This window comes from Pedobacter sp. ASV12, from assembly GCF_016429155.1.
Classification (GTDB): domain Bacteria; phylum Bacteroidota; class Bacteroidia; order Sphingobacteriales; family Sphingobacteriaceae; genus Pedobacter.
Genome location: NZ_JAELUC010000001.1, coordinates 130,895 through 143,771, shown reverse-complemented (window position 1 = coordinate 143,771; position 12,877 = coordinate 130,895). Strand labels below are relative to the sequence as shown.

Genomic DNA, 12,877 nt, shown 5'->3' with positions numbered 1-12,877 from the left:
CATTAAATATGATACAAAACTAAGCTTGCTATGTTAAGTTAATGTTAACTCCAACAACTATTTTAATAAATCGTTCTGATTGGCCTTTTCCAAGGTAAATGCAAAAGTAGTTCCGATGTTGGGCGTGCTGCGTACAGAAATGGTCTGTTGGTGCGCTTCCAAAATATGCTTAACAATAGCCAAGCCCAAGCCGGTGCCGCCTTCTTTGCGCGAGCGGTGCGAATCGATGCGGTAGAAACGCTCAAACAGCCTGTTCAGGTGCTTCTCTTCAATGCCAATGCCATTGTCGGTTACCTCGATCAGAAACTGGTCGTGCAGTTCGAATATCTTGATGGCTGTAGCGCCGTTTTCATTGCCGTATTTGATGGAATTCTGGATCAGGTTGATCATTACTTGCCTTATTTTTTCCTTGTCGGCAAACACTATGGTGGGACCAGTGTATTTGTCCTTGAACGATAGTTTGATTTTGTTGGCCATGGCCCTGTCTTCCAGGCTGTCCATTACTTCTTTGGCCAACACCACAAAATCGAATTTCTGGAAATTGATGGGTATTTCGCCTGTTTCGAGCTTGGAAATCGAATCGAGGTCGTTGATGAGATAGCTTAAGCGTTCTACATTGTTTTCGGCCTTTTTCAGAAACTTGATAGCCGTTTCCGGGTCGTCGGCAATACAATCCTGCAAGGTTTCTATATAGCCCTGTATGGCAAACAAAGGCGTTTTAAATTCGTGCGATACGTTAGAAAGAAATTCGCGCCTAAACTGTTCCTGTTTTTTAAGGAGTTCGATTTCGCGTTTTTTGGCGCCGGCCCATTCTTTTACCTCTTGCTCTACATCGTTAATCGGGTCTGAACTTACATATTCGCCCAAGGCCTCCTTCAAGTCTTTGCCTAGTTTCAGGTTGTGGATAAGTTTATAAATCAGCTTGATCTTGCCATAAATATATTTCTCTAACAGGTAGTAAAAAACCAGAAAACTGGTTACAAACGAAATCCCAAAAGAAATCAGTAAATAATACCAGCTGCCCTGAAAATGGAAGTTGACCAAGCCAATGGAAAGGCCAACTGCGAGTGCCGTGATGAGTACAAGTACGCTTAACTTCATAAGGCTAATTTACAACTAATAAGTTAAGTCCATGTTAAGTAAAGTGTTAAAAGCAGCCGTAGCTTTATTCTGGTTGCTTTTCGGTAAGGTATTTCCAATAGCGCTTGGGTACATGCCTCACGTGCAGCTTGGTGTTCTTGCGGGATTGGATATTGGTGCTTTTAAAGTAGTCTTTCCAGAGGTTGGCATAGAGCTTCTCCTTTTCGTCTTGTTGGACTTTTTCCTTTTGTTGAAGCAGTTGCAGGCCGTTTTCGAGAAAGATTTCTGTGGTTTGCCGCAGGTCGTAATAAATACCGTAGTTCCTTTTGATGTCGTAGATCACCCAACGCTGGTCTGCATAACGCTGGGTAAAATGCCCTGCAATTAAGGGAATAACATTGAAATCGGGATCGATGCCACAATAAAACAGGCCGTCTTCTGCCTTTTCGAACCTGATAAAGGCTTCCATACGGTGCTTTTCACGTTCTACGCTCCGGGCCAGCTTTGCCACGGTCAAAACAAAGGGGTCGCCATAGTTTTGCTCTGCGCCTTGCTGCTTGAATAAGATGCAACAACAGTTAAAAAAAGCCACAAAAGCTTCTTCTTGCTCGGAAAGAAAGCAACAATAAAGCTTGCGCAGCCATTCTTTGGATAGGCGTTGCTGCAGGCCTTTCCACACGCGGCCTGCCTTTTCGCTATCGGTGTGGATGAACAGGGTTTCACTAAAGGCGTCAGGCTGGTAGTGTAAAGTGCTGCAAAGCCTTACTGCGCCGGGCTTGCGCTCAAACCATTCGAAAATGGCCGTCAAAAGGCCTTCAAGGCTTTGGTCAAAAACATAAATCATATCAGAAAAGCGCAAGTTGCTGCCGGTCGGTTTTGAGGTATTTGCTTTGGCTTTCGGCCAAGATAAAGGCTTTGAGCTGCGTAGCTTGGTAATCCCGAAGTTGAAAAGGCGTATCGGCACAAGTAATAAAATATTTGGCGCGACTATAGGCCACGCCAATTTTTTGTAACTGATAAATATGCAGCCTGCCAAACTGCCTGGCCTTGACGATTTTTTGGGCCGATGCAATGCCTATTCCAGGTATGCGCATAATCATTTGGTAGGTTGCTGTATTGATGTCGACAGGAAAATACTGGAGGTTGCGCAAAGCCCAGCTCAATTTGGGGTCGATGTCGGTATCGAGGTGTGGGTGGCTATCGTTCAATATTTCTCTAACGTTGAACCCATAAAAACGCATGAGCCAATCGGTTTGGTAAAGCCGGTTTTCCCTAAGCAAAGGGGGCTGGCTGCCGATAAGTGGCATACGGCTGTCGTTGCTAATGGGAATGTAGCCAGAATAATAGACCCTTTTGAGCGAGAAGTTTCGATAAAAGGCCTCAGCGGTATACATAATGTCCTTATCTGTTTCGGGGGTGGCACCAACCACCATTTGGGTGCTTTGGCCTGCCGGCACGAATTGGGGTACGTGCTTGATCAATTTTTTTTCTTCGGTAAACTGCACGATTTGTTGTTGTACAAATCCCAGGGGTTTCATCACATCCTGGTGGCTTTTTTCTGGAGCGAGTAATTTCAATCCGCTTTCGGTAGGCATTTCCAGGTTGATGCTCATGCGGTCGGCATAAAGGCCTGCCTCTTTGATCAGCTCGTCGCTAGCTCCTGGAATGGTTTTGAGGTGGATATAGCCGTTGTATTTTTCTTCAAGCCTCAGTTTCTTGACCACGCGCAATAGCCTTTCCATGGTAAAGTCGGCATTTTTAAAGATCCCGGAGCTAAGAAATAGGCCTTCTATGTAGTTGCGCCGATAAAAGTTCATGGTTAGTTCTACTACCTCTTCTACCGTAAAGGCTGCGCGTTCAATGTCGTTGCTTTTTCTGCTTACGCAATACGCACAATCAAAGATGCAGTGGTTGGTAAGCAGGATTTTGAGCAATGATACACAGCGCCCGTCCTCGGTATAGGTATGGCAAATGCCCGATATATGGCCGTTGCCAACTCCCTTGTTGTGGTTTTTCCGATTGCTGCCACTTGATGAGCAGGAAACGTCATATTTGGCGGCATCGGCAAGGATGTTCAGTTTTTCTCTTAGGCGCTCAGACATTTTAACAGGATTTGGAATTCAAAAATAACAAATCATGCTAAAAAAATTAGTAAAAATACCAGCGCTTTTTGGGGTAAGGTTCGGTTGATCACTAATTAACTAAACTGTCAGCTCCCCAACTTATCCTTATGCACGGCCTTCCCATTCGGCATCAAACTGCTCCAGGTAGTCGAGCATAAACTGATGGCGTTTTTCGGCCATGGCTTTGCCGGTTTGGGTTTTCATTAGGTCTTTAAGTCGCAGCAGCTTTTCGTAAAAGTGGTTAATGGTAGGTGCCGTGGTGTTCTTGTATTCTTCCTTGCTCATATTCAGCTTAGGTGCAATGGCCGGATCGTACAATACGCGGTTTTTGTAGCCACCGTAGGTAAACGCCCGGGCAATCCCAATGGCGCCAATGGCATCCAGGCGGTCGGCATCCTGTACAATGTCCAACTCTTTCGACGCAAAGGTAAGCGTGCCCAAACTGGCTTTGAAAGAAAGGTTTTTGATGATCTGCTGTACCTGTACGATAATAGGTTCGGCTACATCGATGCTTTTCAGGAAGTCGCCTGCTTTTTGAGGGCCGATTTCTTCGTCGCCATCGTTAAACTTGCTGTCGGCAATATCGTGCAGCAAAGCCGCCAAGGCCACAAGCAGCTCATCGCCTTTTTCGATGGCATTAATGGTTTGGGCGGTTTTGTAAACGCGTTCAATATGAAACCAATCATGGCCCGCTTCGGCGCCTGCCAAGGTTGCCTTCACAAATTCGATGGTTTTTGAAATGATAGCCTGCATGGGTATAGATATGAGGCCGCAAGTTATCGCGAATTTTGTTGACAAGCGTCTTTTGTTGAAAAATGTTTAGGCGAAGGGTCCTAGGTTGCCTGTCTTTTCGGGGTAGAGCAATTGCATGACCTCAACTTCTAAAATCACGGCAATCTGGAAAAGCCTGTCGAGGGTAATTTTGCTGTAGCCCAGCTCTATTTTGCTGTATGCATTTTGCGAGATATCGAGCTTGGCGGCCAGGTAATCTTGGGTGTAGTTTTTCTGTTCCCTTATTTTCCTGATTGTGGAAGCTACTTCCTGCATCTGCTGTTTTGCCTTATCTTTCATGTGGTTGTATAGGGTTGATCTGAAAGCATAAACAAAAAAAAAGCACCCGTGGTTTTGAAATAACTTCGGATATTGAAATTTTCTGTGGTGGCGACCTGCCAAATCCGGAGGTGTATGTTGTTAGGCTCTCTTTGGTCTTTCCTCGTCGGGCCTTCTCGAGCCGTCGTAGAGTTCGTATTCGAGAAGACGGCAATCTAGCTTACCATTGTAAAATTCGATCTTTTTGTCGGCCTTTAAGCCAATTTTCTTGGCCAGATCGGGGTTTCCGGTAAAGATGTAGCCAAAATAGCCCTTGCACTGTTTTTTCATGAAATCGCCCATTCTTTTGTAGGTGAGCTCCAGCTGGCTGTGTACGCCCAGGCGTTCGCCGTATTCGGGATTGAACACCACTACGCCTTTGCCGGTTTGGGGCACTTGGGTGCGTTCGAAATCGCAAACTTCGAAGGTAATGAGGGTATCAACGCCAGCGGTTTTGGCATTTCTGCGGCTCACTTCAACGGCATCTTCAGAAAGATCGGAAGCCACGATTTGCAGGTCGATGTTTTTGATCACCTGTTCTTTCAGTATTCTTCTTTCGGCAAAAAACACCTCCTCGTCGTAGCCCAAAATGTGCATAAAGCCATAATTCATGCGGTACAGGCCTGGCCTGCGGTTGGTCGCCAGCAAGGCAGCTTCTATGGCCAGGGTTCCCGAACCGCACATGGGATTGACAAAAGGTGATTTTTGATCCCATTGGGTAGCCAAAATTACGCTGGTAGCCAAGGCTTCGAGCATAGGGGCCTTGCCTGGAATTTTGCGATAGCTATGCTTGGCTAGGGTTTCGCCGCTGGTGTCTAAAAAAACGTCAGCTTCGTTGTCTTTCCAATAAAGGTGAACCACAGTTTTATTGGCATCGGAGCCAGAATTTGGCCTAATGCCTTTTTTATCCTTGATGCGGTCTACAATGGCATCTTTTACTTTGAGGTTGGCAAAAAGTGGCGTGGTAATGGTGGGGTTGTCTACGTTTGAAGTTACCGAAAAATAGCCCGAAAAATCGATCAGTTCTTCCCATTCCATGGCTGCCAGTTCTTTATAGAGCTCATCGGGGTTGCTGGCTTTAAAGCTATTGATGCAATAGAGGATCTGGCTAGCGCACCTCAGGTTAAGGTTAAGCTTGATACATTCGGTTAGGGTAATGTTGAGCTCAACGCCGGTAGCAAATGCACGTACAATGGTATAGCCCAGCGCTGCAACTTCTTCTTGCAGGTAGGGCGAAAGTCTTTTGTTGCAGGTTACAATAACCTTGCTCTTGTTGTGGAAAACTTGCATCATATAGATTGCGAAGTTATCAATAAAAATATAGAGATTTGGTTTGCGAGGATAATAATATAGAATTGAAATGGAAATTAAAGGAAAAGTGCACGAAATCGGTGCGTTACAACAAGTGAGCGAAACGTTTAAAAAACGTGATTTGATTATAGAATATGCAGAAAATCCTACTTACCCTGAATACATCAGGTTTGAGGCTTTACAAGATAAGACAGCTTTGTTCGATAGTTTGAAACCGGGCGACGAAGTAGAAGTTTCGTTCAATTTGCGTGGCCGTCCTTGGACCAACAAAGAAGGCGTAACCTCTTATTTTAACAGTTTAGTGGTTTGGCGCCTAACCGCCCTCACCAATACGGCAGGAGCCGCTCCGGCAGCGCCACAATATGCCGCCCCTGCCGACCTTAACGCATCGGCGGGTGAGGAAGACGATCTTCCTTTCTAAAAGATCTTTTTTTAAGCAAACAAATTTAAATGCCGGGCCGTCTTGATTTTCGAGACGGCTTTTTTGTTTAACCAATTGGCAATCACACTTGTTAAAAAGTGTTAAAACCTAGGCTTATGGGCTAATACTTCGCTATTTTTGAATAACTAAAGATGAAAAAAAGAAGTCTCTGGATAATTACGGCGCTCATGACCCTGGCCCTGCTGGGTGTTTTTGTGATGCAGGTGTATTACATCAGGGAATCGTACAAGCTGAACTCGAGGCTTTTCGAAGAGAATGTAAACCAGGCACTCAATGCGGTGGTCAACAAAATTCAGAAGAAGAACGTCGTAACCAGCATCAATAGAAAAGACGACGAAGCCAGAAGGCAGCGCGAAGAAGACCTGAAAAGCAAAACGGATACCATCGTGGCCTTCAAGGTTCGCTTTAAGGACAGCGAGAGCCAAAGAAAATACCGGCAACAGCAGCAAATGCTCGATTATATCCTTTTTCAAGACAGTTCCATCAAGGCCAGTTTTTTGTCGCCTTTCATGATTACCGAAGAAGAATATCAAATCTATTCTAATCCAAACTCGAGCGCAAACAATAAACTGGGCTTGGATATTGAGGATATCAAGGATGTAAACGGCAACCTCATCAGCAGAAGAGTTAGGCCTAGGTTTTTGCACCTGAGAACCAACCTGCAGCAGGGAAAGCTGCCCGACACCATCAGGTATATTGCCTTTAGTCCGCAGAACTGGTTGCCCCATGTGGTTTCTTTTCCGAGCAAAGATCCCGATATGATGGCCAAGTTCAAGGTAGAAGATGCAAAGGCCAGCAAAAAGTACCAAATGGAGCTGGATAGGCTGTATGCCGATACGGCAAACCTTTTTAGCAACAACAGCTTTAACCTGGTACAGGATGTGGCTAAAGAGCTCGACAACAAAAATGTACCTTTAGAGAACCGTATTCCGTCAAAAAAAATACTCGATACGCTGCTTCGGCGGGAATTGCTGAGCAAAAACATCAAGCTTGCCTACAATTACTGGCTTACCCCCGCCAAAGACAAGAATCGCATCATCTACCAGAATGTATCACATAACATTAATGAGCCTCTGCCTAAAAATACGTTCGAGCATGTGGTTTTCAGCAATGATGTGGTGATCAACGACCCAGGAATGCTTTACGTAAGCTTTCCCAATGTAAGTTCGTTGATATTCAGCAACATGTTTGCTACGTTGGCCTCCTCGGTAGCCCTGCTTTTGGTATTGATCTTTATCTTTACCTATACCATTTTGGCCATCATCAGACAAAAGAAGCTATCGGAAATGAAAACGGATTTCATCAACAACATGACGCACGAATTTAAAACGCCGGTAGCCACCATTATGATTGCCAGCGAAGCGTTGAAGGATCCGGAAGTGGTTGAAGACAAGACGCGCATCAGCCGCTTGGCCAACATCATTTATGATGAAAATGTTCGCCTGGGCAACCACATCGAGCGCGTGTTGAGCGTAGCGCGACTTGAAAAGAAGGAAATCAAGCTGGAATATGCACCTGTCAATGTAAACGACCTGATTATGGCTGTAGTAGACAGCATGGGCCTGCAGCTGCAAAAGCGCAATGCCCAGGTTACGCTCAATCTCAATTCGGCCGACGACTTGGTTATGGGCGACGAACTGCACCTTTCTAATGTAATTTACAACCTGATAGACAACGCCAACAAGTACAGCTTAAACGAGCCGAAAATTACCATCAGTACGCGAAGCAGTCTCAAAAACTTGTATATACAGGTTTCCGACGAGGGTATTGGCATGACCAAAGACCAAACCAAACGCATATTTGACCAGTTTTATAGGGTGCATACCGGAAACCTGCACGATGTAAAAGGCTTTGGCTTGGGGCTGAACTATGTACAAGATATCCTCATGCAAATGGGCGGCAGCATCAAGGTGCAGAGCGAAAAAGACAGAGGTACCACTTTCGAAGTTATTATACCATTTAAACATAGCAATTAATCATGATGAAGAAGATCCTATTGGTAGAAGATGACCCTAACTTGGGCCTGTTGCTGCAAGACTATTTGCAGCTGAAAGGCAAATTCGATGTGGTGCTATGTACTGATGGTGAAGAAGGTCTGAAGGCTTTTTCTAAGCAGCAGTTCGACCTTTGTATCTTAGACGTGATGATGCCTAAAAAAGATGGCTTTACCTTGGGCAAGGAAATCAGGAAAACCAATCAGCAGGTGCCCATTATCTTTGCTACCGCCAAAGCCATGATGGAAGACAAGGCTTCGGCCTACGATCTGGGGGGCGACGATTACATTACCAAGCCTTTTCGCATCGAAGAATTGTTGCTGCGCATCAACGCCCTGCTTAAACGTGTGGCGGCCAAAGAAGGCGTGAGCAACGAACCGGTACAAACCCAATTCCTGATTGGCAAATATACCTTCGATTATACCACGCAACTGATCCACTTTAACGGCCAGCAGCAAAAGCTATCGACCAAGGAAGCCGAACTCTTGCAGCTGCTCTGCCTCAAGAAAAATACTGTTTTAACCCGGGAAGAAGCCCTGTTAAGCATTTGGCACGACGATAATTATTTTAATGGCCGCAGCATGGACGTTTTCTTGAGCAAGCTGCGCAAATACCTGAAGGAAGATCCTAAGGTAGAAATCCTGAACGTTCATGGCAAGGGCTACAAGCTATTGGTGAACTAGTCGCGTGCCAAGAAATAGCAGGTTTTTCATATCTTCCGCCCTTTAACCTAATCACATGACTTTAGAGGAGGCCAAGCGCATTGGCTACAAGCAGGCTCTACAAAAAACGGCAATACTCGTCGTACTTTGTCTGCTGTTTTTTATGTATCAGGAAACACGTGGCGATTTTGCCAACGGTTTTCTTTTCTTTATGGATGCCGTTTTAAGCGTTCGGGTAATCGGAATTTTGATCGTGCTTTTTGGGCTTACCTATATTTATGGCAAGCGCGCGGGCCGTTCTGTTATTTTGGAACGAAAGCATTTTGTGTGGGTTGCCCTTAAATACACCGTTATCATTGTATTGTTCGTCACCATACCGGCCTTTGCCGTAACTATTTTAAGTGGCTTGGCCACCCAAAACCTACAGGAATTTGTACTTGCATTTGTGCTGGGCTCTTTGTTTTGGATGTTGCCTATGTTGTTGGTATGGTTATGGGCCTGCTACCGTATGCACGTGGTTGCCAAACAAAATCATTCCGCTCAGTCGGCAGGCTCGGCAACAGTTCAGCCGTAAAAGATTTAAATACTAACAGCCCTTAAGATATCGAGCGCATAATCGCCCCAATCTTTTAAGGCATCTTTTAAAATAATCGAAAGTTTTTTGTTGTCGGTCGGCTTGCCCTTTGTAGGTTCCTTTAGCTGGGCTTCGGTAACGGGCTGATCGCTTACCGAGGTAGCAAACCAGGTAATGTGCTCTTTAGGCAGGGCAAGGCCTAAAATCATGCCAGGCAATCCGGTAAAAGATTCTGGTCCGCCCGAAACCGGGATTTCGTCGGTATAGAATGCCACCACATAAATCGAATCCATAATCACGGCATTGGCCCTTCTGCAGTCGTAGCCGGCAATGTTCCTGATTTCGTCGGTTAGCTTCCAGTTGATTTTGCGGGTGCTGTCTTTTACCAGATAGGTTTCTTCGAATATTTTCTTCTGTACGGTGCTGGTGCCATTTAGCGTGTTGGTGTAAAGTACGTTGTTTTGCTTGGCCTGTTCAAAATCGAACCAGCTGTTTTCCATGACCTCTTCGGCTACTGGCGTAAACAAAGTTTTGCCGTTTAAGAAAGTCAGGCTGCTTTTTAGGATCTTGAATTGCGGCTTGTTCTTTTTATAGTCTTCCAGTATTTTTTGACCCCACGTGTCGTCTTTGCTCTTTTTGATGCGCTCTGTAATGAGGGCCAGCATGTTTACCTTTTTTTCGTATTCAATTACCCCTTGTGTAACGAAACGGGCGTTTTGGGCATATAAAGTACGGCTCGTTAAAGCCAAAATAACAATCGTTAGAATATGTTTGATTTTCATGGTCTTAATTTTTTTGAGGTGCGCCACCCATTTTGCTGAAATCCCAAACCAGCGAGAACATAAAATACCTGCTGATGTTGTTGTAACTGGTTTGTACAATAGAGTTGGCCGATGCATTGCGGCTAAAGCCCCTGTTCTGGTTGAGTAAGTCGTTGCCTCTTAACATCAGTTTCAGGTCTTCTTTCTTGAAGAAGCTTTTTGAAATCGAAGCGTTAATGATGGTTTGTTCAAAGCTGCTGTTAAATGATTTAGAGCTCGGCGTATAGGTATAATCGGCATCAGCTTGCAAAGCGATCTTTTTAGGCAAAATAACCTTTACGTAGGCATTGCCTGCCGTGCCCCAGCCTTTGTTGCTACGTTCTGGCTGTAACGATGCCTCTTGGGCATTGTAGCTGGGACCAAAGCCTAAGCTGATTTCAAATTTGTCGTTATACCTGCTCAGGCTTGCCCTTGGGCCAAACCTTTTGCTGGTGGTTTCGTTAAACTGGCCATTGATATAGCTGTATCCGGTATTGCCGCCAGCATTGATGTTTAGGCCGGCATCCATGCCAACGAACTTTAGCTTTCTGCTAAAGCCAGCATAAAAATTATAAGATACCGGCGTCTTTCCGTTGAGGTTAACCGATTGGTAGACCGATTTTCCATCCCCATCGGTAGTCGTGTTGTTTACAATGGCGTTGTTGGTGAAAGAAAAATAGCCGTTTAAGTAAAAAGACTGGTTGCTGATAACCTTGTAAGAACTATAGTTGAGGGAGAAACTGCTGCTGAAAGACGGCTTAAGGTCGGGATTGCCCAATTGCTGGTTTAAGGGATCGGTATTTACCTTAACTGGCTGCAACTGGTCAACCATAGGCTGCTGCATATAGCCATTGTAGCCAAACCTGATCGCTCTTTGCGACGAAAACTTGTATTGATAATTTAACTGTGGCAGCCAATTGAAGAAGCTTCTTTTGTACCTTGTATTGGAAAGCGCTTCGTACTGGTCAAAGTTAACCGCGTTTACCTTGGTTCCAAATCCAAGTACGGTTTTGCCTTTCTTGTAGTTGAAAATAGCACCACCCTGATTAGTGTATTGGGTAGCCTCAAAGTCGTTGCTAAACTCCGGGTCTAGCAAGTTGTAGTTGCCGGGGGCCGATTGGTTAAATGATTTCCGGTCTGAAGTACTGTTGTTAACGCTAAAGCCATAATTTAATACCAGCGAGAAGAACTTGCTGATAGGTTCGTTGTAGGTAAAGTTTGAGGTAAACGCAGCTATATTGGTCTTATTGGTTTTAAACTGATCTACAAGCTCGCTGCTTTTGGGCAGGCCATTCTCATCAAAGAACTCATTATCTGATTTGATATAACCTTCGTTGTCTTTTTTGTTGATCCTTTGGCTTAAGCTGATAGAAAAGTTACGGCCAAGTTTTTTGAGCTTTTTGTTGTAGAAGGCAGAGATGTTGAAGACTTGTTCATTGCCATCAACATCATTGCTTCTCTCACTGGTATTCAGTTTCGAACCGTTTTCTCTCGTGGTGATGCTCGAAAAATCACTCTCGTTGCTGCTCTTTTTCAGCGTTCCGTCTATCGATACTTTCAGGTTAGAGGTAGTATCCAGTTTAATGGTATAGGTTGCGTCAAGCTTTTGGCGAAAAATGCTCTTGTCTGAAGCCTCATCGCTGTTGCTAAAGTTAATGTCGGTAGGCAAGTTTCTTTGGTTTAAGGTGTTCTTTTTGAGTTTCACATCCATCTCCCCAATTTTGTAATTGGTGTTGAGGCTTTCTTTGTCGCCACGCCATTTGGTATCGTAGTGCACCCCGCCATTGTTAGCTCTTGGGATACCTTCGCCATAGTATTGGCCTTCCCAGCCATCAATTTCGTCGTCGTCGCCACTAAAGAAAATCATATCGCCAGATATTTCCATGTTGTTGCTGCCGCCACCATATTTATTGGAATCGTCCCAGCCGAGACCGGTTTTGCCATTGTTGCCCGAAGTGCCATACACAGCCAATTTCTGCTTGGCTTTAAACAGGTTAAACATGGCTTGGGCTTCGTAAAAATCCTTGGTGCCATAGCCTGCATCAATTTTGCCAAAATAACCCTTTTTCATGTCCTCCTTCAGCTTGATGTTGATGGTCGTGGTTTTCTGCCCATCGTCAACACCGGTAAAAGCGGCCTGGTCGCTTGATTTTTCATAAAGCTGCACCTTGTCTACCATATCTGCTCTTAGGTTTTTAGTGACCAGGGTAGGATCGTCGCCAAAAAACTCCTCGCCATCAACCAATACCTTGGGTACGGCTTTGCCCTGGGCAGTGATCTTGCCGTCTTTGTCAATCTGTATGCCCGGCATTTTTTTGAGCAGGTCTTCTACCTTGTCGTTGGGCTGTATCGAATAGCTGGCCGCATTAAACTCGGTGGTATCGCCTTTGATTTTAATGGCTGCGGCTTGGCCTCTGATGATAACCTCGTTCAGCAATTTGGCCTTCGATTTCATGTTGATGCTTTTGAAATCGATGCTTGTTTTGGCCGAATCCAAGGTGAACGGATTTACATAATCCGCATATTCGGGATAGGTGAGCAAGAGAATGAAATTTCCCTTTTTCATGTTTTCGATAGCAAAAGAGCCCGTAGTGGTTGCCCGGGTAAATTTATAGAGCGTTGAGTCTTTTGCATGGAGAATGCTGATGGTTGCATAGTGGAGTTTGCTGTTGCCGGCACTGTCGATTACGATTCCCTTAATAGCAAATGGATTTTGCGCGTGCGCAACACTGGTGTAGCACATTGTTAAGAAAATGGCTAGACGGATAAATTTCATCGGGGTTTGTTTTGTTTGGCTGATGC

The 12,877-nt window shown here is 44.9% G+C and carries 12 protein-coding genes; 4 read left to right on the top strand and 8 right to left on the bottom strand.

Annotation, left to right across the window (positions count from 1 at the left end; genetic code table 11):
* Positions 1–57: 57 nt before the first annotated feature.
* The 6 genes from JHD69_RS00610 to JHD69_RS00585 all read right to left on the bottom strand — a co-directional run bounded on the left by JHD69_RS00610 (position 58) and on the right by JHD69_RS00585 (position 5,582).
* Positions 58–1,101, bottom strand: a complete 1,044-nt coding sequence (locus JHD69_RS00610) for a sensor histidine kinase (protein WP_199136221.1) — start codon at positions 1,099–1,101, stop codon at positions 58–60.
* 64 nt (positions 1,102–1,165) lie between these two features.
* The gene (locus tag JHD69_RS00605) at positions 1,166–1,939 is read right to left on the bottom strand and encodes a TIGR03915 family putative DNA repair protein (RefSeq protein WP_233165598.1); all 774 of its coding nucleotides are present in this window, start codon (positions 1,937–1,939) and stop codon (positions 1,166–1,168) included.
* The gene (locus JHD69_RS00600) at positions 1,926–3,182 is read right to left on the bottom strand and encodes a putative DNA modification/repair radical SAM protein (RefSeq protein WP_199136216.1); all 1,257 of its coding nucleotides are present in this window, start codon (positions 3,180–3,182) and stop codon (positions 1,926–1,928) included. The genes JHD69_RS00605 and JHD69_RS00600 overlap by 14 nt, the downstream gene beginning before the upstream one ends.
* A gap of 126 nt (positions 3,183–3,308) precedes the next feature.
* Positions 3,309–3,956: an HD domain-containing protein gene (locus tag JHD69_RS00595; protein WP_199136214.1), complete on the bottom strand. Its 648-nt coding sequence runs from the start codon at positions 3,954–3,956 to the stop codon at positions 3,309–3,311.
* Between the two features lie 66 nt (positions 3,957–4,022).
* Positions 4,023–4,274, bottom strand: a complete 252-nt coding sequence (locus JHD69_RS00590; protein WP_199136212.1) for a helix-turn-helix domain-containing protein — start codon at positions 4,272–4,274, stop codon at positions 4,023–4,025.
* Between the two features lie 120 nt (positions 4,275–4,394).
* Positions 4,395–5,582 carry a THUMP domain-containing class I SAM-dependent RNA methyltransferase gene (locus JHD69_RS00585; RefSeq protein WP_199136380.1) on the bottom strand — a complete coding sequence of 396 codons (1,188 nt, stop codon included), beginning with the start codon at positions 5,580–5,582 and terminating at the stop codon, positions 4,395–4,397.
* Positions 5,583–5,652: 70 nt separating this feature from the next.
* On the opposite strand from JHD69_RS00585, the gene JHD69_RS00580 reads away from it, so the two are divergent.
* The 4 genes from JHD69_RS00580 to JHD69_RS00565 all read left to right on the top strand — a co-directional run bounded on the left by JHD69_RS00580 (position 5,653) and on the right by JHD69_RS00565 (position 9,275).
* Positions 5,653–6,024 (top strand): DUF3127 domain-containing protein, encoded by a 372-nt coding sequence (locus JHD69_RS00580; RefSeq protein WP_199136210.1) that lies wholly within the window; start codon positions 5,653–5,655, stop codon positions 6,022–6,024.
* A gap of 152 nt (positions 6,025–6,176) precedes the next feature.
* The gene (locus tag JHD69_RS00575; protein WP_199136207.1) at positions 6,177–8,021 is read left to right on the top strand and encodes a sensor histidine kinase; all 1,845 of its coding nucleotides are present in this window, start codon (positions 6,177–6,179) and stop codon (positions 8,019–8,021) included.
* Positions 8,022–8,026: 5 nt separating this feature from the next.
* The gene (locus tag JHD69_RS00570) at positions 8,027–8,722 is read left to right on the top strand and encodes a response regulator transcription factor (protein ID WP_199136378.1); all 696 of its coding nucleotides are present in this window, start codon (positions 8,027–8,029) and stop codon (positions 8,720–8,722) included.
* Positions 8,723–8,777: 55 nt separating this feature from the next.
* A complete protein-coding gene (locus JHD69_RS00565) occupies positions 8,778–9,275 on the top strand; it encodes a hypothetical protein (protein ID WP_199136205.1) in 498 nt (165 codons plus the stop codon).
* A gap of 5 nt (positions 9,276–9,280) precedes the next feature.
* Here the strand turns inward: JHD69_RS00565 and JHD69_RS00560 are convergent, their stop codons facing one another.
* Positions 9,281–10,057, bottom strand: coding sequence for a GLPGLI family protein (locus JHD69_RS00560; protein ID WP_199136203.1), 777 nt, complete (start codon positions 10,055–10,057; stop codon positions 9,281–9,283).
* A gap of 4 nt (positions 10,058–10,061) precedes the next feature.
* Positions 10,062–12,851 (bottom strand): outer membrane beta-barrel protein, encoded by a 2,790-nt coding sequence (locus tag JHD69_RS00555; protein ID WP_199136201.1) that lies wholly within the window; start codon positions 12,849–12,851, stop codon positions 10,062–10,064.
* Positions 12,852–12,877: the final 26 nt, after the last annotated feature.

What these genes read in the sequence shown, in the direction of transcription:
- JHD69_RS00610 (WP_199136221.1), bottom strand. Translation starts at nt 1,101, where the DNA reads ATGAAGTTAAGCGTACTTGTACTCATCACGGCACTCGCAGTTGGCCTT.
- JHD69_RS00600 (WP_199136216.1), bottom strand. Translation starts at nt 3,182, where the DNA reads ATGTCTGAGCGCCTAAGAGAAAAACTGAACATCCTTGCCGATGCCGCC.
- JHD69_RS00595 (WP_199136214.1), bottom strand. Translation starts at nt 3,956, where the DNA reads ATGCAGGCTATCATTTCAAAAACCATCGAATTTGTGAAGGCAACCTTG.
- JHD69_RS00590 (WP_199136212.1), bottom strand. Translation starts at nt 4,274, where the DNA reads ATGAAAGATAAGGCAAAACAGCAGATGCAGGAAGTAGCTTCCACAATC.
- JHD69_RS00585 (WP_199136380.1), bottom strand. Translation starts at nt 5,582, where the DNA reads ATGCAAGTTTTCCACAACAAGAGCAAGGTTATTGTAACCTGCAACAAA.
- JHD69_RS00580 (WP_199136210.1), top strand. Translation starts at nt 5,653, where the DNA reads ATGGAAATTAAAGGAAAAGTGCACGAAATCGGTGCGTTACAACAAGTG.
- JHD69_RS00575 (WP_199136207.1), top strand. Translation starts at nt 6,177, where the DNA reads ATGAAAAAAAGAAGTCTCTGGATAATTACGGCGCTCATGACCCTGGCC.
- JHD69_RS00570 (WP_199136378.1), top strand. Translation starts at nt 8,027, where the DNA reads ATGAAGAAGATCCTATTGGTAGAAGATGACCCTAACTTGGGCCTGTTG.
- JHD69_RS00565 (WP_199136205.1), top strand. Translation starts at nt 8,778, where the DNA reads ATGACTTTAGAGGAGGCCAAGCGCATTGGCTACAAGCAGGCTCTACAA.
- JHD69_RS00560 (WP_199136203.1), bottom strand. Translation starts at nt 10,057, where the DNA reads ATGAAAATCAAACATATTCTAACGATTGTTATTTTGGCTTTAACGAGC.
- JHD69_RS00555 (WP_199136201.1), bottom strand. Translation starts at nt 12,851, where the DNA reads ATGAAATTTATCCGTCTAGCCATTTTCTTAACAATGTGCTACACCAGT.